The 17161-nt window shown below is 73.4% G+C and carries 15 protein-coding genes; 6 read left to right on the top strand and 9 right to left on the bottom strand.

The window, feature by feature from the left end:
• Window positions 1-58: 58 nt before the first annotated feature.
• Window positions 59-499 (bottom strand): hypothetical protein, encoded by a 441-nt coding sequence (locus tag AB0411_RS03415; protein ID WP_366415483.1) that lies wholly within the window; start codon window positions 497-499, stop codon window positions 59-61.
• A 187-nt stretch (window positions 500-686) separates the two neighbouring features.
• Here AB0411_RS03415 and AB0411_RS03410 point away from each other — a divergent pair, with 187 nt between their 5' ends.
• Together AB0411_RS03410 and AB0411_RS03405 are read left to right on the top strand one after the other, a co-directional pair.
• A complete protein-coding gene (locus AB0411_RS03410; RefSeq protein ID WP_366415482.1) occupies window positions 687-1946 on the top strand; it encodes a sensor histidine kinase in 1260 nt (419 codons plus the stop codon).
• Window positions 1931-2578, top strand: a complete 648-nt coding sequence (locus AB0411_RS03405; protein ID WP_366415481.1) for a response regulator transcription factor — start codon at window positions 1931-1933, stop codon at window positions 2576-2578. The genes AB0411_RS03410 and AB0411_RS03405 overlap by 16 nt, the downstream gene beginning before the upstream one ends.
• 90 nt (window positions 2579-2668) lie before the next feature.
• Here AB0411_RS03405 and AB0411_RS03400 read toward each other — a convergent pair whose 3' ends face one another.
• From AB0411_RS03400 to AB0411_RS03390, 3 genes are all read right to left on the bottom strand, one after another.
• On the bottom strand, window positions 2669-3061 hold the full coding sequence (locus AB0411_RS03400) for an NTP pyrophosphohydrolase (RefSeq protein ID WP_366415480.1): 393 nt from the start codon (window positions 3059-3061) through the stop codon (window positions 2669-2671).
• A gap of 124 nt (window positions 3062-3185) precedes the next feature.
• Window positions 3186-5321 (bottom strand): 3-hydroxyacyl-CoA dehydrogenase NAD-binding domain-containing protein, encoded by a 2136-nt coding sequence (locus AB0411_RS03395; RefSeq protein ID WP_366415479.1) that lies wholly within the window; start codon window positions 5319-5321, stop codon window positions 3186-3188.
• The gene (locus tag AB0411_RS03390; protein WP_366415478.1) at window positions 5318-6544 is read right to left on the bottom strand and encodes a thiolase family protein; all 1227 of its coding nucleotides are present in this window, start codon (window positions 6542-6544) and stop codon (window positions 5318-5320) included. Before AB0411_RS03390 ends, AB0411_RS03395 begins: the two co-directional genes overlap by 4 nt.
• Window positions 6545-6815: 271 nt before the next feature.
• On the opposite strand from AB0411_RS03390, the gene AB0411_RS03385 reads away from it, so the two are divergent.
• Window positions 6816-7466, top strand: a complete 651-nt coding sequence (locus tag AB0411_RS03385) for a PepSY domain-containing protein (RefSeq protein ID WP_366415476.1) — start codon at window positions 6816-6818, stop codon at window positions 7464-7466.
• Between the two features lie 248 nt (window positions 7467-7714).
• Here AB0411_RS03385 and AB0411_RS03380 read toward each other — a convergent pair whose 3' ends face one another.
• The 3 genes from AB0411_RS03380 to AB0411_RS03370 form a co-directional block, all read right to left on the bottom strand.
• Window positions 7715-8989, bottom strand: a complete 1275-nt coding sequence (locus AB0411_RS03380) for a ribonuclease D (protein WP_366415475.1) — start codon at window positions 8987-8989, stop codon at window positions 7715-7717.
• A gap of 77 nt (window positions 8990-9066) precedes the next feature.
• A complete protein-coding gene (locus AB0411_RS03375) occupies window positions 9067-9729 on the bottom strand; it encodes a response regulator transcription factor (protein WP_018536954.1) in 663 nt (220 codons plus the stop codon).
• A 342-nt stretch (window positions 9730-10071) separates the two neighbouring features.
• Entirely contained in the window at window positions 10072-10728 is a 657-nt protein-coding gene (locus AB0411_RS03370) for a DUF3000 domain-containing protein (protein WP_152104285.1), read from the bottom strand.
• A 147-nt stretch (window positions 10729-10875) separates the two neighbouring features.
• On the opposite strand from AB0411_RS03370, the gene hemE reads away from it, so the two are divergent.
• A complete protein-coding gene (gene hemE / locus AB0411_RS03365; RefSeq protein ID WP_366415474.1) occupies window positions 10876-11943 on the top strand; it encodes a uroporphyrinogen decarboxylase in 1068 nt (355 codons plus the stop codon).
• 52 nt (window positions 11944-11995) lie between these two features.
• On the opposite strand, the gene AB0411_RS03360 is transcribed toward hemE, so the two are convergent.
• Together AB0411_RS03360 and AB0411_RS03355 are read right to left on the bottom strand one after the other, a co-directional pair.
• Window positions 11996-13393, bottom strand: coding sequence for an FAD-dependent oxidoreductase (locus AB0411_RS03360; RefSeq protein ID WP_366415473.1), 1398 nt, complete (start codon window positions 13391-13393; stop codon window positions 11996-11998).
• Between the two features lie 60 nt (window positions 13394-13453).
• Window positions 13454-14650, bottom strand: coding sequence for a thiolase family protein (locus AB0411_RS03355; protein WP_366415472.1), 1197 nt, complete (start codon window positions 14648-14650; stop codon window positions 13454-13456).
• A 193-nt stretch (window positions 14651-14843) separates the two neighbouring features.
• On the opposite strand from AB0411_RS03355, the gene hemG reads away from it, so the two are divergent.
• Both hemG and hemQ read left to right on the top strand, forming a co-directional pair.
• On the top strand, window positions 14844-16322 hold the full coding sequence (hemG, locus tag AB0411_RS03350) for a protoporphyrinogen oxidase (protein WP_366415471.1): 1479 nt from the start codon (window positions 14844-14846) through the stop codon (window positions 16320-16322).
• Window positions 16319-17071, top strand: coding sequence for a hydrogen peroxide-dependent heme synthase (gene hemQ / locus AB0411_RS03345; RefSeq protein WP_366415470.1), 753 nt, complete (start codon window positions 16319-16321; stop codon window positions 17069-17071). The genes hemG and hemQ overlap by 4 nt, the downstream gene beginning before the upstream one ends.
• The last annotated feature ends 90 nt before the right edge of the window (window positions 17072-17161 follow it).

Genomic DNA, 17161 nt, shown 5'->3' with positions numbered 1-17161 from the left:
CCGCGAGGGACCCGCGGACCGCGGCCCGGCCGCGCAACGTCCGCGCGAGCGCGGGAGGTCAGCGCGCCTGGCGGAAGGCGGCGCGCAGGAGGGGCCCGTTGACGACGAAGGCGGCCGCGCCGACGGCGAGCGCGCACGTGGCCTGCACCAGGGCGAACCACGCCGGGCAGAGACCGGGGATCAGGTCGACGCCGACGATCACGAGCGGCATGAGGACGGAGATGACGCGCACCCGGAGGAAGGCCCACCGCGCTCCCCGCGCCGCGAGGACGGTCAGCCAGTAGGTCACCGCGGCGCTCGCCAGCACCCCGGCCGACCGGCCCCACAGGAACGAGGTCACCGGGTGCCCGGTGAGCGCGCGGACGGCGACGGCGGCGAGGACGGCGGCGCTCAGCGCACCGTAGGCAGCAACGAGGATCTTCGCCCTGCCGAAGGCCTGTTGGGCCTGCGGATGTCCGAGGCGGGCGGGCTCGGCCGTGGTGCGGCGGGTGGTCCCCATGGTTCCTTCTTCCCTTGTGCCGGCAGGTGTGGCTGTGGCCCCGACGCTAGGAAGCGCGGAGGCGGCCCGGTATCGGCCTGGACGCACGACCGGGTGGGGCCGGACCCACTTCCGGGCCGATCCGGGCCGGACCGGGCTCCGCGCGGCGCACAGTGGAGCCACCGAGCCGTAGGGGAGAGGAAGAGACATGCGACAGCTGAGGTCGTGGGCGGCGAGCGCCTGCACGGGGTTCGTGCGCGCCTGCGCCGTGCTGGTCGTCAGCCTGCTGGTCCCGGCCGTGTGGGCCGGGGCCGTGGCGCTGGGGATCCGGTGGGGGGCGGGCAACCCGTGGTCGTGGACGGCCCCGTGCGTGCTGGTGTGCGGGGGCACTCTCGCCCTGTCCCGCCCGGTGTGCCGGATGTTCCGCCACCTCGTCGCGCGGTGGACGGCCACCGTCGTGCCCGCCGGATACCGGCAGGCCGGGCCGGTGACGCGGATGTCCACCGGCTACTGGTGGAACGGCTTCGGCTATGAGCGCACCAGCCGCGACGCCCTTTTGGACCAGAAGTGGCGGATCCGCTGGAGCGACCCCGCCACCCGGCGCGACCTGCGGTTCACGGCGATCGCACCGTTCACCGCGGGCGCGGTCGCGGCCCTCCCGCCGGCCGGGGTGGCCGCGGCGGTCCTCGGGCTCGGCCGGATGGAGCCCGCCGCGCGCGCGATCGGCGTGCTCGGCCTGGCCGTTGCCCTCGCCACCGCCCCGTACGCCTGGCGGTGCGCCGAACCGGTGGCCGTCCGCTTCCTGCGCGCCTCGCCCGCGATGGCGCTGGCACAACGCGTGGACGAGCTGACGGCCCAGCGCGCGGACACCACGGTCGCGCAGGCCGCCGAGATCCGCCGGATCGAACGGGACCTGCACGACGGGGCACAGGCGCGCCTGGTCGGGCTCGGGCTCTCCCTGGCGACCGCGGAGAAGCTGATGGAGACCGACCCCGACCGGGCCAGGGCGCTGCTGCGGGAGGCGCGGGCGGGCGCCGCCACCTCGCTGACCGAGCTCCGCGAACTGGTCAGCGGCATCAGCCCGCCGGTGCTGAACGAGCGCGGCCTCCTCGCCGCCGTACGCGCCTTCGCCCTGGACAGCCCGCTGGACGTGGCGGTCGAGGCCGAGCTCCGGCTCCGCCTGGACCCGCCGATCGAGTCCGCCCTGTACTTCGGGATCGCCGAGCTGGTGACCAACGCGGTCAAGCACGCCCGGGCGACCCGGGCGCGGATCGTCGTCGCCCGGGACGGCACCGGCCTCGTCGTCGACGTCGAGGACGACGGCCGCGGCGGTGCGGCGGTGCGGCCCGGCGGCGGACTCGCGGGGCTGCGCCGCCGGCTCGCGGTCTTCGACGGCACGCTGGAGATCACCAGCCCGGAAGGCGGTCCGACCCGGGCGAGGATGATGGTGCCATGCGCATCGTTGTAGCCGAGGACCTCTATCTCCTGCGCGACGGCATGGTCCGTCTCCTCGAGGCGTACGGGCACGAGGTGGTGGCGACCGCGACCACCGGGCCCGAGACGCTGGAGGCGCTGCTGGCCCGGCGCCCCGATGTGGCCGTCGTCGATGTCCGGATGCCGCCGGCGCAGTCGGACGAGGGCCTGCGGGCCGCGCTGGCCGCCCGCGGCCAACTGCCCGGACTGCCCGTCCTGATCCTCTCCCAGCACGTGGAACAGCTCTACGCCCGCGAGCTGTTGGCCGACGGCTCCGGCGGCGTCGGCTATCTCCTCAAGGAGAGCGTGTTCGACGCCGACCAGTTCATCGACGCCCTGGAACGCGTCGCCCGCGGCGGGACCGCCATGGACCCGGCCGTCATCGCCAAACTGCTGGCCGGCGGGCCCTCCCGCCGGCGCCTCGAAGGGCTCACCGCACGTGAGCACTCCGTACTCGCCCTCATGGCCGAGGGCCTGTCCAACCAGGCCATCGGCCGACGGCTCTTCCTCAGCGACAGCGCCATCAGCAAGTACACCACCTCCCTGTTCGGCAAGCTCGGCATCACCGACGACGACCACCACAACCGCCGCGTCCGCGCCGTCCTCACCTACCTGAACCGGCCCTGACCGCGTCCCGGGCCCGGGCGGACGCGGCGGCCGCGCCCGGCGTCCGCCCCGGCCCGGGCGAAGATCCCCCGGCTGCCGCCCTGGTGGCCGCTAGTCCCCGCCCCGCCCCCGGCCCCACACCGCTCGCGGGCCCGTGACCCGGGCGCCCAGTGCCTGGACGCGGGTGCGCAGTTCGCGGTCCGCGGTGACCACCAGGCAGTCCCGGTCGCCGCACTCCTCCGCGACCAGCTGCACGATCCGGTCGTCGCCGCTGCCGCTCGCCGATACCACCCGCACGCCTTCGACGGACTCGACCCCGCGGGCCGCGCCCTCCACCACCAGGACCAGCTCCACGGGGGGTGCCACCAGCCCGGGCAGTCCCGTGCCGGCGTACTCGACCAGCGCGTCGCGCAGCCGCTCCGCCGCGCCGTGCCGGTCGCGCCACCAGCCGTCCGGCACCGAGCCGACGACATTGGCGGCATCGACCACGACCATGGATTCCATGCCGCCACCTTCCCACGCCGGGCGCAGCCGTCCATGCCGCGGGGCAGGTCCGGCGGCTTCCCGGCGCACGACAGCGCGGGCCGGCTCCGCCGAGCCGGCCCGCGCCGTGGTGATCAGTGCGTCCTTACGCGGGAACGCTCGCGATGCCCGGGGCCAGGAACTTCTTGCCCCGCACCCGCTCGGAGACACCCGCGCGGTCCAGGTACGGCGTGATGCCGCCCAGGTGGAAGGGCCAGCCGGCGCCGGTGATCAGGCACAGGTCGATGTCCTGCGCCTCGGCGACCACGCCCTCGTCCAGCATCAGGCCGATCTCCTGTGCCACCGCGTCCAGGACGCGGTCGCGGACCTGCTCCTGGGTCAGCACCGAGTCGCCCTGCTTGAGGAGCGCGGCGACCTCGGGGTCCAGCTCCGGCTTGCCGGAGTCGTAGACGTAGAAGCCGCGCTTGCCGGCCTCGACGACGGCCTTGAGGTTCGGGGAGACCGTGAAGCGGTCCGGGAAGGAGCGGTTGAGCGTCTCGGAGACGTGCAGACCGATCGCCGGGCCGACCAGCTCCAGCAGCACCAGCGGCGACATCGGCAGACCGAGCGGCTCGATGGCCTTCTCGGCGACGTCGACCGGGGTGCCCTCGTCGATGACGTTCTGGATCTCGCCCATGAAGCGGGTCAGGATGCGGTTGACCACGAACGCCGGGGCGTCCTTGGTGAGCACCGCGGTCTTCTTCAGCTTCTTGGCGACCGCGAAGGCGGTGGCCAGCGAGGCGTCGTCGGTCTTCTCGCCGCGCACGATCTCCAGCAGCGGGAGGATCGCGACCGGGTTGAAGAAGTGGAAGCCGACGACCCGCTCGGGGTGCTTCAGCTTCGAGGCCATCTCGCTGACCGACAGCGAGGAGGTGTTGGTGGCGAGGATGGCGTGCGCCGGGGCGACGGCCTCCACCTCCGCGAACACCGTCTGCTTGACGCCGATCTCCTCGAAGACCGCCTCGATGATGAAGTCGGCGTCGGAGAAGCCCTCGGCCTTGTCGAGCACGCCGGAGACCAGGGCCTTGAGGCGGTTGGCCTTGTCCTGGTTGATCCGGCCCTTGCCGAGCAGCTTGTCGATCTCGGCGTGGACGTAGCCCACACCCTTGTCGACGCGCTCCTGGTCGATGTCGGTCAGCACGACCGGCACCTCGAGGCGGCGCAGGAACAGCAGGGCCAGCTGCGAGGCCATCAGACCGGCGCCGACGACACCGACCTTGCTGACCGGGCGGGCCAGGTTCTTGTCCGGCGCACCGGCGGGCCGCTTGGCACGCTTCTGCACCAGGTTGAACGAGTAGATGCCGGCGCGGAGTTCGCCACCCATGATCAGGTCCGCCAGGGCCTGGTCCTCGGCGTCGAAACCGGCCTGCAGGTCGCCGTCCTTGGCGGCGGCGATGATGTCCAGCGCCCGGTAGGCGGCCGGGGCGGCGCCGTGCACCTTGCCGTCGGCGATGAACTTGCCCTTGGCGACGGCCTGGTCCCAGGCCTCACCGCGGTCGATCTCGGCGCGCTCGACGGCCACGTCGCCCTTGAGGACGTTCGCGGTCCAGATCAGCGACTGCTCCAGGAAGTCCGCGCCCTCGAAGATCGCGTCCGCGATGCCGAGGTCGAAGACCTGCTGGCCCTTGAGCTGCTTGTTCTGGTTGAGCGAGTTCTCGATGATGACCGAGACGGCCTTGTCCGCGCCGATGAGGTTCGGCAGCAGCGCACAGCCGCCCCAGCCCGGGACGAGACCGAGGAAGACCTCGGGCAGCGAGAAGGCCGGGAGGGCCTTGGAGACGGTGCGGTAGGAGCAGTGCAGACCGACCTCGACGCCACCGCCCATCGCGGCACCGTTGTAGTAGGCGAAGGTCGGTACGGCGAGCTTCGCGAGCCGCTTGAAGACCTCGTGGCCGCCCTTGCCGATGGCCAGCGCGTCCTCGTGGCGCTTGAGCAGCTCGACGCCCTTGAGGTCGGCGCCGACGGCGAAGATGAACGGCTTGCCGGTGACGCCGACGCCGACGATGTCGCCGTCCGCGGCCTCCTTCTCGACCTGGTCGATCGCGGCGTTGAGGTTCGCCAGCGAGCCGGGGCCGAAGGTGGTCGGCTTGGTGTGGTCGAAGCCGTTGTCCAGCGTGATCAGCGCGAACTTGCCCGCGCCGTACGGCAGGTCGAGGTGGCGGACGTGCGCCGACGTGACGACCTCGTCCGGGAACAGCTCGGCCGCACCCTTCAGGAGTTCGGCGGTGGTGGTGGTGCTCACTTGTCGCCTCCGGCGTCCTTGTGGTTCGGGTTCTCCCAGATGACCGTCGCGCCCATGCCGAAGCCGACGCACATGGTGGTCAGGCCGTAGCGGACCTCCGGCTGCTCCTCGAACTGCCGGGCCAGCTGCGTCATCAGCCGCACGCCGGAGGAGGCCAGCGGGTGGCCGAAGGCGATGGCGCCGCCGTACTGGTTGACGCGCGCGTCGTCGTCCGCGATGCCGTAGTGGTCGAGGAAGGCGAGCACCTGCACGGCGAACGCCTCGTTGACCTCGAACAGGCCGATGTCACCGATGCCGAGGCCCGCCTTGGCGAGGGCCTTCTCGGTGGCCGGGATCGGGCCGTAGCCCATGACCTCGGGCTCGACGCCGGCGAAGGCGTAGGAGACCAGGCGCATCTTGACCGGGAGGTCGTTCTCCCGGGCGAAGTCCTCGGAGGCGAGGATCGAGGCGGTGGCGCCGTCGTTGAGGCCCGCGGCGTTACCGGCCGTGACGCGGCCGTGGGTGCGGAACGGCGTCTTCAGCCCGGCGAGGTTCTCCAGGGTCGTCCCCGGGCGCATCGGCTCGTCGGCGGTCACCAGGCCCCAGCCGGTCTCGCCGACCTCCGCGTTGGTGTTGCGCACCGAGATCGGCACCAGGTCCTGCTGGATCTTGCCGTTCGCGTACGCCTTCGCCGCCTTCTCCTGCGAGCGCACGGCGTACTCGTCGGCGCGCTGCTTGGTGATGTGCGGGTAGCGGTCGTGGAGGTTCTCCGCGGTCATGCCCATGAACAGCGCGGACTGGTCGACGAGCTTCTCGCTCACGAACCGCGGGTTCGGGTCGACGGCCTCGCCCATGGGGTGGCGCCCCATGTGCTCGACACCACCGGCGATGACGGCGTCGTACGCACCGAAGGCGATGGAGCCGGCGGTGGCGGTCACGGCGGTCAGGGCACCGGCACACATGCGGTCGATGGAGTAACCGGGCACGGACTGCGGGAGGCCGGCGAGGATGCCGGCGGTCCGGCCGAGGGTCAGGCCCTGGTCACCGATCTGGGTGGTGGCGGCGATGGCGACCTCGTCGATCTTCGCGGGGTCCAGGTCCGGGTTGCGGCGCAGCAGCTCCCGGATGGCCTTCACGACGAGATCGTCGGCGCGGGTCTCGTGGTAGATGCCCTTCGGGCCCGCCTTGCCGAACGGGGTGCGGACGCCGTCGACGAAGACGACGTCCCTAGCGGTACGAGGCACGTTGGCTCTCCTCCATGTGCGGGATGGCACTGCTGCGGGGCGCCCCGGGGGACGCTTCACACCGACATGCTACTTACGGGTAACCAAGCTGCACACCCCCACCGCCCGGAGCGGTGAACGTCACACCGGAGCGCGGGGCCTCCCGCCGGGCGGGCGCGCGGCAAGCGGCGGAACCTGCTGATCAAAAACGACCGAATGCAGTCGGGTCTTGGCGCAATTCATCCCATCACACACTTAAAGTGCCCATATGGATACGAAAAGGAGTGGTGTCGTGACCCGATATGGGCGTCCGGTGGGACCGTGCGCGATCGGCCTGGTCTGCGCCGTCGCCGCCGCGGGCGCGCTGCTGTCGGGCTGCGGGAACAGCGAGAAGGAGAGCGCCCCCAAGCGGGCGGTGCCCGCCTCCGCCCCCGCCTCCCCGAGCAGCTCGCTCAGCGCGGAGCAGGCGCAGCGCAAGGCCCTGATCCCCAAGGCCAAGGTGGGCTACGAGCAGGCGCTGAAGTCGGCGGTCGCGGCCGTCCCCGGCTCGAAGGCGATCGCCGCGGAGCTCAAGGGGTCGCCCGCCAGCCCCTATTGGAGCACCGCGGTCGCGACGACCGACGGGACGGTGCACACCGCCCGCGTCGACGCGGTCTCCGGAAAGGCCGAGCAGCCGCACACCGAGTCGGACGACTCCGGCGACAAACAGCAGCTGGCCGACCGGCTGTCCAAGGCCAAGGTCACGGCCCAGCAGGCCGCGCAGACGGCCACCGACAAGACCAAGGGCACCGTCACCACCATCGAACTCGGCGATGCCCAGAACGGGAGCGACGCGGTGGCCTGGACCGTGGGCGTCGTGACCCCCGACAACTGGAACGAGACCTCCTACGGGATCGACGCGGCCAGCCGCAAGGTCCTGTGGATGCACGTCAACCAGGACTGAACCGGGGAACCCAGGGGTGGCGCCGGACTCCCGACCGGTCGGGGAGCGGGACGCCACCCCTCGGGTCGCTCCGCCGGATCCTCCGATGCCCTCTCTCCGGCCGGGACGCATGGTGCCGGTCCCCGCACCGTCCCGGCGCCGCGCCGTGGCGGCGGGAAACGCTCCCGCCGCCACGGCGAACGGTGACGGCGGGGCACGCGGCGCGCGACGGCGGGCGGCGCGGCACACGCAAAGCCGTGCCGCCGGCGTCAGTCGCCGTCGGTCAGCAGCGCCTCGGTGAGGATCGGCGTGACCTGCTCGATCTGCCAGGGGCGGGCGCCATGGCCCGACAGCACCTCGGCGACCGACTCCCGGCTCGGCTCGGCCGGCGGCTCCCAGCACAGCCGGCGCACCGTGTCCGGAGTGATCAGGTTCTCCTGCGGGAGATTGAGGCTCTCGGCGAGCGCGGTGACCGCGGCGCGGGCGGCCGACAGCCGGGCCGCGGCGACCGGGTCCTTGTCGGCCCAGGCGCGGGGCGGCGGCGGCCCGTTGAGCGGCTGGCCGGGCTGCGGCAGCTCGTTCTCGGCCAGCGCGCGGGCGCGGTCGACGGCGGCCTGCCACTGCTCCAGCTGCCGGCGGCCCATGCGGTGGCCGAAGCCGGGGAGCGCGGCCAGTGCGTGGCTGTTCGGCGGCAGGTTCAGCGCCGCCTCCACGATCGCGGCGTCCCCGAGCACCTTGCCGGGTGAGACGTCCCGACGCTGCGCCACCTGGTCACGGGCCGTCCACAGCTCCCGTACGACCGCCATCTGACGGCGCCGTCTGACCTTGTGCATGCCGGAGGTGCGGCGCCAGGGGTCCTTGCGGGGCGGCGGTGGGGGAGCCGCGGCGATCGCCGCGAACTCCTGCCGGGCCCACTCCAGCTTCCCCTGCCGCCGCAGTTCCTCCTCCAGCGCGTCGCGCAGGTCCACCAGCAGCTCGACATCGAGCGCGGCGTAGCGCAGCCAGGGTTCGGGCAGCGGGCGGGTGGACCAGTCGACGGCGGAGTGTCCCTTCTCCAGAGCGAAGCCGAGGACGTTCTCGACCATGGCGCCCAGGCCCACCCGGGCGAAGCCGGCCAGCCGGCCGGCCAGCTCGGTGTCGAACAGCCGGGTGGGGACCATCCCTATGTCACGCAGGCACGGCAGGTCCTGGGTGGCGGCGTGCAGCACCCATTCGGCGTCGCCGATCGCCTCGCCCAGCGCCGACAGGTCGGGGCAGCCGACCGGGTCGATGAGCACGCTGCCGGCGCCTTCGCGGCGCAGCTGTACCAGGTAGGCGCGCTGGCCGTAGCGGTATCCCGAGGCGCGCTCGGCGTCGACGGCCACCGGACCCGTGCCGGCCGCGAAGGCGGCCACGAGCTCGGCGAGCGCCTCGTCGGTGGCGGTCACCGGGGGGATGCCCTCGCGGGGCTCCAGGAGAGGGACCGGCGCCGGTCGGGGATCCGGAGGAGAGTCTCCGGTCGCTCGCAGTGTCGTGTCTGCTGCGGTCTTTTGGGCGTCGGTCACCAGTCAAGGGTATCTGTGTATGCACGTCGCCCGTCGAGGGAACGTTCCCTCGACGGGCGAGCCGGTCGGATGGACGGTCAGTGAATGATCCCGGTGCGCAGGGCGACCGCCACCATTCCGGCCCGGTCGCCGGTGCCGAGCTTGCGGGCGATACGGGCCAGGTGGCTCTTCACGGTCAGCGCCGACAGCCCCATCGAGACGCCGATGGCCTTGTTGGACTGGCCCTCCGCCACCAGCCGCAACACCTCGACCTCGCGGCCCGACAGCTCCCGGTAGCCGCCGGGGTGGCCGGGGGCACCCGGGGGACGGCGCTGCATACGGGCCGCGTTGGCGCCGATCGGGGAGGTGCCGGGACGGCCCGGAAGGCCCAGGTTGGTGCGGGTGCCGGTGACGACGTAGCCCTTGACGCCGCCGGCCAGGGCGTTGCGCACGGCGCCGATGTCGTCGGCCGCGGACAGCGCGAGGCCGTTGGGCCAGCCGGCGGCCCGGGTCTCGGACAGGAGCGTGAGGCCGGAGCCGTCGGGAAGGTGGACGTCGGCCACGCAGATGTCGCGCGGGTTGCCGACGCGGGGACGGGCCTCCGCGATGGACGACGCCTCGATGACATCACGCACTCCGAGGGCCCACAGGTGGCGGGTGACGGTGGAGCGGACGCGAGGGTCGGCGACGACGACCATGGCCGTCGGCTTGTTCGGGCGGTAGGCGACCAGGCTCGAAGGTTGCTCGAGGAGAACAGACACCGGGCCTCCTGGGGGGAGTGGCGGGGGGACGGAAGCCGGCTGGGGGGAGCCGGAATAATCCGTGTTTGAAGGGTCACTGACCTCTTCGGCAGCAATCCGGCGGGACTTTAGACTTTGATCACGATTTAGTTAGGGGCAATTCGGGCAAATCGGATGGGTGATCGATCAGAGGTGGACACCGGGTGTGCACCAAGATGATCAAAGCCGTACGCGATGCCGTCCGAACCCGTTACCGAATGCGGCAGCGCGGTGATCACGGCGTCCGCGGGCGCGGGCGCACGCCCGGACCGGCTCCGCACAAAAATGATCACCGCGCTGGGGGGGAGAGCGGGAAAGCGCAGCTCAGCGGGGCTGCGCACCGCGGCGCTGCGGCAGCGGGACGATCCCGCCGCGCGGCGTCATGTCGAGGGTGGCCGGCGGCAGGCCCGCCACCTGGCACAGCAGATCGCACCACGCCGCCAGATGCACCGCCAGCTCCGGCACACCACCGGCGCCCTCGGCCGGAGTCCATGACGCCCGGATCTCGATCTGCGTGGCGGGCTCACGCGCCGCGAGCCCGCCGAAGTAGTGCGAGCCGGCGCGGGTCACCGTGCCGCTCGGCGCGCCGTAGCGCACCCCGCGCGCGTCCAGCGCACCGGTGAGCCAGGACCACGACACCTCCGGCAGCAGCGGATCGGCGCCCATCTCCGGCTCCAGCTCCGCGCGCGCCAGGGTCACCACGCGGAAGGTGCCCTGCCAGGTGTCGTCCCCGGCCGGGTTGTGCAGCACCACCAGCCGGCCGTCCGCCAGATCCCGGTCCTCGCCGTCCGGACCGGAGCCGCGCTCGACGACCGCCGCCTCCAGCGCGTACGCGTACGGGGCGAGCCGTTTCGGAGCGGGCGTCGGGTCGATCTCGATCTCCGGCCGCAGCCGTGCCGCGCGGAGCGCATCGACCGCCTGACGGAAGGGGATCGGGGCGTCGTCCGCGCTGTCCGCGAGGTGTTCGTGAGCCGCAGCCATGCCCGGAAGATTAGGCGGAACCGGGCCCGCATACGGGGAGGACACCCGGTGCGCGCGTCGCCCATTCGGAGGTGCCCCCGGGCGCATGCGGAGATATCGGCCACCTGGCCCCGTGGGCGGTCGTCCCGGCGTGCGAAGATTTGGGGCGTGAGCGCCAACGAATGCCCCACGGGCCAGCAGCAGACCGGTACACACGACTCGGCTTTCCTCAAGGCGTGCCGGCGTGAGCCGGTGCCGCACACCCCGGTGTGGTTCATGCGCCAGGCCGGCCGCTCACTGCCCGAGTACCGCAAGGTCCGCGAGGGCATCGCGATGCTCGACTCCTGCATGCGGCCCGATCTGGTCACCGAGATCACGCTGCAGCCCGTGCGCCGCCACCACGTCGACGCCGCGATCTACTTCAGCGACATCGTCGTCCCCCTCAAGGCCCTCGGCATCGACCTCGACATCAAGCCCGGCGTCGGCCCGGTCGTCGAGAACCCGATCCGCACCCGCGCCGACCTGGAGCAGCTGCGCCCCCTGGAGCCCGGCGACGTCCCCTACGTCACCGAGGCCATCGGCATGCTCGTCCGCGAGCTCGGCGCCACGCCCCTGATCGGCTTCGCCGGGGCGCCCTTCACGCTCGCCAGCTACCTCGTCGAGGGCGGCCCGTCGCGCAACCACGAGCGCACCAAGGCCCTCATGTACGGCGACCCGCAGCTGTGGGCCGACCTGCTGGACCGGCTCGCCGACATCACCGCGGCGTTCCTCAAGGTCCAGATCGCGGCCGGGGCGAGCGCCGTCCAGCTCTTCGACTCCTGGGTCGGCGCGCTCTCGCCGGCCGACTACCGCCGCTCGGTGATGCCCGCCTCCGCCAAGGTCTTCCGTGCGGTCGAGGGCCTCGGCGTGCCCCGCATCCACTTCGGCGTCGGCACCGGCGAACTCCTCGGCCTGATGGGCGAGGCGGGCGCGGACGTCGTCGGCGTCGACTGGCGCGTCCCCCTGGACGAGGCGGCCCGCCGCGTCGGCCCCGGCAAGGCGCTGCAGGGCAACATCGACCCGGCCGTGCTCTTCGCCCCCCGTGAGGCCGTCGAGAACAAGGCCCGCGAGGTCCTCGACGCGGCCGCCGGCCTGGAGGGCCACATCTTCAACCTCGGCCACGGCGTACTGCCGACCACCGACCCGGACGCGCTGACCCGCCTCGTCGACTACGTCCACACGCGGACGGCGCGCTGAGCGCGGCGCACCGCACGACGCCGGAACCGGCGCCGGCGGCCTGCCCGCGCGGTCAGGCCCCGGCGTCCCGTACGGCGGCGGTGGCCTTGCGGGCCGCCACCAGGACGGGGTCCCAGACCGGGGAGAACGGCGGGGCGTAGCCGAGGTCGAGCGCGGTCATCTGCTCCACCGTCATCCCGGCCGTCAGCGCGACCGCCGCGACGTCCACCCGCTTGCCGGCGCCCTCCCGCCCGACGATCTGCACACCCAGGAGCCGGCCCGTACGGCGCTCGGCGAGCATCTTGACGTGCATCGGGCGGGCGCCGGGGTAGTAGCCGGCGCGGTTGGTGGCCTCGACGGTGACCGTGACGAAGCGCAGCCCCGCGGCGCGCGCCTCGCGCTCCAGCAGCCCCGTCCGGGCGATCTCCAGGTCGCAGACCTTGCTGACGGCCGTGCCCACGACACCGGGGAACGTCGCATAGCCGCCGCCCACGTTGGCGCCGATGACCTGCCCGTGCTTGTTGGCGTGGGTGCCCAGCGCGACGTGCCGCAGCTGCCCGGAGACCAGGTCCCGGACCTCCACGCAGTCGCCGCCCGCCCAGATGTGGTCATGGCCGCGGACCCGCATGGCGAGGTCGGTGAGCAGCCCGCCGGACGCGCCCAGCGGCAGCCCGGCCGCGGCGGCGAGCGTGGTCTCGGGGCGTACGCCCAGGCCCAGCACGACCACGTCCGCCGGGTACTCCGCGTCCTTTGTGGTGACCGCGCGGGCCCGGCCTCCCCCGGGGGCGCTGCCCTCGCCGGTCAGCACACCGGTGACGGTGGCACCCCGCACCGTCTCGATGCCCATCGCGCACATCGCCTCGTGGACCAGCGCGCCCATGTCCGGGTCGAGGGTGGACATGGGCTGCGCGCTCTGCTCCAGCACGGTGACCTCGTAGCCGCGGCGGATCAGCGCCTCGGCCATCTCCACCCCGATGTAGCCGGCACCCACGACGACCGCCCGCCGCCCCGGGGAGGCGTCGAGGGTGTCCAGCAGGGCCCTGCCGTCGTCCAGGGTCTGCACCCCGTGCACGCCGGGCGCGTCGATCCCCGGCAGCTCGGGGCGGCGCGGGCGGGCGCCGGTCGCCAGCACCAGCTTGTCGAAGCCGGTCCACGACTCCCGGCCGCCGTCGTCCAGCTCCCGGGTCAGCACCCGGCCGCGGTCCAGGTCGAGTTCGGTGACCTCGCGGCGCAGCCGCAGATCGATGTCCCGGGCGCGGTGCTCCTGCGCCGTCCGGGCGATCAGCGCGTCCGGGCCGTCGACCTCACCGCCCACCCAGTACGGGATGCCGCAGGCGGAGTACGAGGTGTAGTGGCCGCGCTCGAACGCGGTGATCGCCAGCTCGTCCGGCTTCCGCAGCCGGCGCGCCTGCGAGGCGGCGGCCATCCCCGTCGCGTCGCCCCCGACGATGACCAGCCGCTCCGTCGCCATGCCGTGTGCCCCTTCGCCGTGTGACCGCTTCGTCGAGTGTGCCGCGCCGGGCCGCGGCGCTCAGCGCTCCAGGACCAGCGCGAGCCCCTGCCCCACGCCGATGCACAGCGCGGCGAGCCCGGTGCCCGAGCCCGCGGCGGCGAGCTGGTGGGCCACCGCCCCCGCCAGACGCGCACCGGAGGCACCCAGCGGGTGGCCGATGGCGATGGCGCCGCCGCGCGGATTCACCACGGCCGGGTCCAGCTCCGGCCACTGCCCGATGCAGCCCAACGCCTGGGCCGCGAACGCCTCGTTGAGCTCGAACGTGGTCACCTCGGCGAAGCCGCGCCCGGCCCGCTCCAGCGCCCGCCGCACCGCCTCCACCGGGCCCAGGCCGAACAGCTGCGGCTCGATGCCGGTCACCGCGCTCGCCCGGATACGGGCCAGCGGCTCGCGCCCGGTGGCCCGCAGACCCTCCTCGTCCACCAGCAGCAGGGCCGCCGCGCCGTCGTTGAGCGGCGAGGAGTTCCCGGCGGTGACGGTGCCGCCGGCCGTGCGGAACACCGGCTTCAGCTTGGACAGCGACTCCAGGGAGGACGCCTCCCTGATCGTCTCGTCGCGCGGCAGCTCCACCTCCGGCAGCGCCACCACCTCGTCGTCGTAGGCGCCCTCCCGCCAGGCCCGCACCGCCTTTTGATGGCTGGCCAGCGCGAAGACGTCCTGCTGCTCGCGGGTGATGCCGTGCTGGTCGGCGATCAGCTCGGCGCCCTCGCCCAGCGCGACCGTCCACTCCGGGGCCATCCGCGGATTGACCATCCGCCAGCCCAGCGTCGAGGAGAACATCTCCTGGTGGCCCGCCGGGAAGGCGCGTTCGGGCTTGCGCAGCACATACGGAGCACGGCTCATCGACTCCACACCGCCCGCCACGGCGATATGCGCGTCCCCGTGCGCGATGGCGCGGGCCGCCTGGATGACCGCCTCCAGGCCGGACCCGCACAGCCGGTTCACGGTCACACCGGGGACGGTCACCGGCAGCCCGGCCAGCAGCACCGCCATCCGGGCCACATTGCGGTTGTCCTCGCCGGCGCCGTTCGCGTCACCGAAACAGACGTCGTCGATCCGCGCCGGGTCGAGGTCCGGGGTGCGGTCCACCAGGGCCCTGACCACATGGGCGGCGAGATCGTCCGGCCGGACCGCGGCCAGCGCGCCGCCGTACTTGCCGACGGGGGTCCGTACGGCGTCGACGATGTAGACATCCCGTGCGCGTGGGTCGGTCATCAGGCCCTGTCCTCGCTGTCCCGGCTCGACGGTCTGCGGACGGTACGAAGATCGCCACCCGCCGCCCCCGAGTCTTTGCCCGCCGCTGCCCGCTGTCAACGGGGCTCCCGGACACCGTGCCCGCCCGCGCCGGCCGCGGCGGGAGCCATGATCCGGTCCCGTAACGGCCGGCGCGCTCTGAGAGAGTGGGGGCATGAGCGCAGCGCACACCCGCACGGGCCGCGGGCCCGGCAGCACCGGTCATGTGGTCGTCATCGGCGCAGGCATCTCCGGGCTGGCGGCGGCCCACCGGCTGCTCGAAGGCGGGGCCCGGGTGACCGTGCTGGAGGCCGCGGACCGGCTCGGCGGCAAGCTGCGGGCGGGGGAGATCGCGGGCGTACCGGTCGATCTCGGCGCCGAATCGATGCTGGCCAGGCGGCCGGAGGCGGTGGACCTCGCGCGCGCCGTCGGGATCGGCGACCGGCTGCAGCCGCCCGCCGCGGCAGGTGCGTCGCTGTGGACGCGCGGCGCGCTGCGCCCGATGCCCACGGGCCATGTCATGGGAGTCCCCGGGGACCTCGGCCCGCTCGCCGCCTCCGGTGTGCTCTCCCCGGAGGGGCTCGCCCGGATCGACGAGGACGCCCGGCTGCCGCGCACCGAGGTCGGCGAGGACGTCGCCGTCGGCACCTATGTCGCCCGGCGCCTGGGCCGCGAGGTCGTCGACCGGCTCGTGGAGCCCCTCCTCGGCGGGGTCTACGCGGGCGACGCGTACCGGATCTCGATGCGCGCCGCCGTGCCCCCGCTGTTCGAGGCCGCGCGCGGACACCGCTCGCTGCTCGACGGCGTACGGGGCATCCAGGCGCGGACCGCCGCGACCGTCCACCGGGCCGGGGCCGCCGCGACCGGTCCCGTCTTCATGGGCATCGACGGCGGCATCGGGACGCTGCCGGGCGCGGTGGCCGACGCCGTTCGCGCCCGGGGCGGCGTGATCCGTACGGGCACACCGGTCACCGGCCTGCGGCGGACCCCCGACGGCTGGCAGCTCGACCTCGACGGCACCGGGCTCACCGCCGACGCCGTCGTCCTGGCCACCCCCGCGCCGGCCACCGCCCGCCTCCTCGCCCCCGTCTGCCGGCCCGCCGCCGCCGAGCTGCAGTCCGTCGAGTACGCCTCCATGGCCCTGGTGACCATGGCCTTCCGCCGCGCCGACGTCGAGGGACGGCTGACCGGCAGCGGCTTCCTGGTACCGCCCGTGGACGGCCGCAAGATCAAGGCGTCCACCTTCTCCGGCAACAAGTGGGGCTGGTCCGGCCGCTTCGATCCGGACCTCTTCGTACTGCGCACCTCCCTCGGCCGCTTCGGCGACGAGGAGGACCTCACGCGCGAGGACTCCGAACTGGTCGGCTTCTCGCGCGCTGACCTGCGCGAGGCCGTCGGGCTGACCGCCGCACCGGTCGCCTCGCGGGTCACCCGCTGGGACGGCGGGCTGCCCCAGTACCCGGTCGGCCACCTGGCGCGGGTGGACCGCATCCACGACGCCGTGGCGCGGCTGCCGGGCCTGCGGGTGTGCGGCGCGCTCTACGGGGGCGTCGGCATCCCGGCCTGTATCGCCTCGGGCCGGACGGCCGCCGACGACATCCTCGCCACCCTGCGCCCGGTCCCCGCTCCCGCCGAGCGAGAATGGACGGCATGACAGACGCTTCCACTCCCGCTTCCGGGCCGCAGGCACCCGCGGCGCCCGAGAAGGTCCCGCACGCCGGCAAGAAGGCCAAGGACCTCAACGAGATCATCCGCTACACCCTCTGGTCGGTGTTCAAGCTGCGCGAGGTCCTCCCGGAGGACCGCAGCGGCTACGCCGAGGAGGTCGAGGAGCTGTTCGCGCAGCTCGCGGCCAAGGACGTGGTGGTGCGCGGCACCTACGACGTGTCCGGCCTGCGTGCCGACGCCGACGTGATGATCTGGTGGCACTCGGAGAGCTCGGACGCCCTCCAGGAGGCGTACAACCTCTTCCGCCGTACCCGCCTGGGCCGCACTCTGGACCCGGTGTGGTCGAACATGGCGCTGCACCGCCCCGCCGAGTTCAACAAGTCGCACATCCCGGCCTTCCTGGCCGACGAGCAGCCGCGCGCCTACGTGAGCGTCTACCCCTTCGTGCGCTCCTACGAGTGGTACCTGCTGCCCGACGAGGACCGCCGCCGGATGCTGGCCGACCACGGCAAGATGGCCCGCGGCTTCCCGGACGTGCGCGCCAACACCGTGCCGTCGTTCTCGCTCGGCGACTACGAGTGGGTGCTCGCGTTCGAGGCCGACGACCTCTACCGCATCGTCGACCTGATGCGGCACCTGCGCGGCTCCGAGGCGCGGATGCACGTCCGCGAGGAGATCCCGTTCTACACCGGGCGCCGCAAGCCGGTCTCCGAGCTCGTCGCGGGCCTGGCGTAACCCGCGGGGCCGGCCCCGATCCCCGGCCCGGCACCGCCGCACCCAGCACCACGGGCCGCCCCCTCGGGGACGGCCCGTGGCGCCTGCGGC

It is taken from the genome of Streptomyces angustmyceticus (genome assembly GCF_040701845.1).
In the GTDB taxonomy this organism is placed as follows: Bacteria; Actinomycetota; Actinomycetes; order Streptomycetales; family Streptomycetaceae; genus Streptomyces; species Streptomyces angustmyceticus_A.
This window is presented reverse-complemented; position numbering and strand designations above follow the sequence as displayed.

What these genes read in the sequence shown, in the direction of transcription:
- AB0411_RS03415 (WP_366415483.1), bottom strand. Translation starts at nt 499, where the DNA reads ATGGGGACCACCCGCCGCACCACGGCCGAGCCCGCCCGCCTCGGACAT.
- AB0411_RS03410 (WP_366415482.1), top strand. Translation starts at nt 687, where the DNA reads ATGCGACAGCTGAGGTCGTGGGCGGCGAGCGCCTGCACGGGGTTCGTG.
- AB0411_RS03405 (WP_366415481.1), top strand. Translation starts at nt 1,931, where the DNA reads ATGCGCATCGTTGTAGCCGAGGACCTCTATCTCCTGCGCGACGGCATG.
- AB0411_RS03400 (WP_366415480.1), bottom strand. Translation starts at nt 3,061, where the DNA reads ATGGAATCCATGGTCGTGGTCGATGCCGCCAATGTCGTCGGCTCGGTG.
- AB0411_RS03370 (WP_152104285.1), bottom strand. Translation starts at nt 10,728, where the DNA reads ATGGCTGCGGCTCACGAACACCTCGCGGACAGCGCGGACGACGCCCCG.
- AB0411_RS03360 (WP_366415473.1), bottom strand. Translation starts at nt 13,393, where the DNA reads ATGGCGACGGAGCGGCTGGTCATCGTCGGGGGCGACGCGACGGGGATG.
- AB0411_RS03355 (WP_366415472.1), bottom strand. Translation starts at nt 14,650, where the DNA reads ATGACCGACCCACGCGCACGGGATGTCTACATCGTCGACGCCGTACGG.
- hemG (WP_366415471.1), top strand. Translation starts at nt 14,844, where the DNA reads ATGAGCGCAGCGCACACCCGCACGGGCCGCGGGCCCGGCAGCACCGGT.
- hemQ (WP_366415470.1), top strand. Translation starts at nt 16,319, where the DNA reads ATGACAGACGCTTCCACTCCCGCTTCCGGGCCGCAGGCACCCGCGGCG.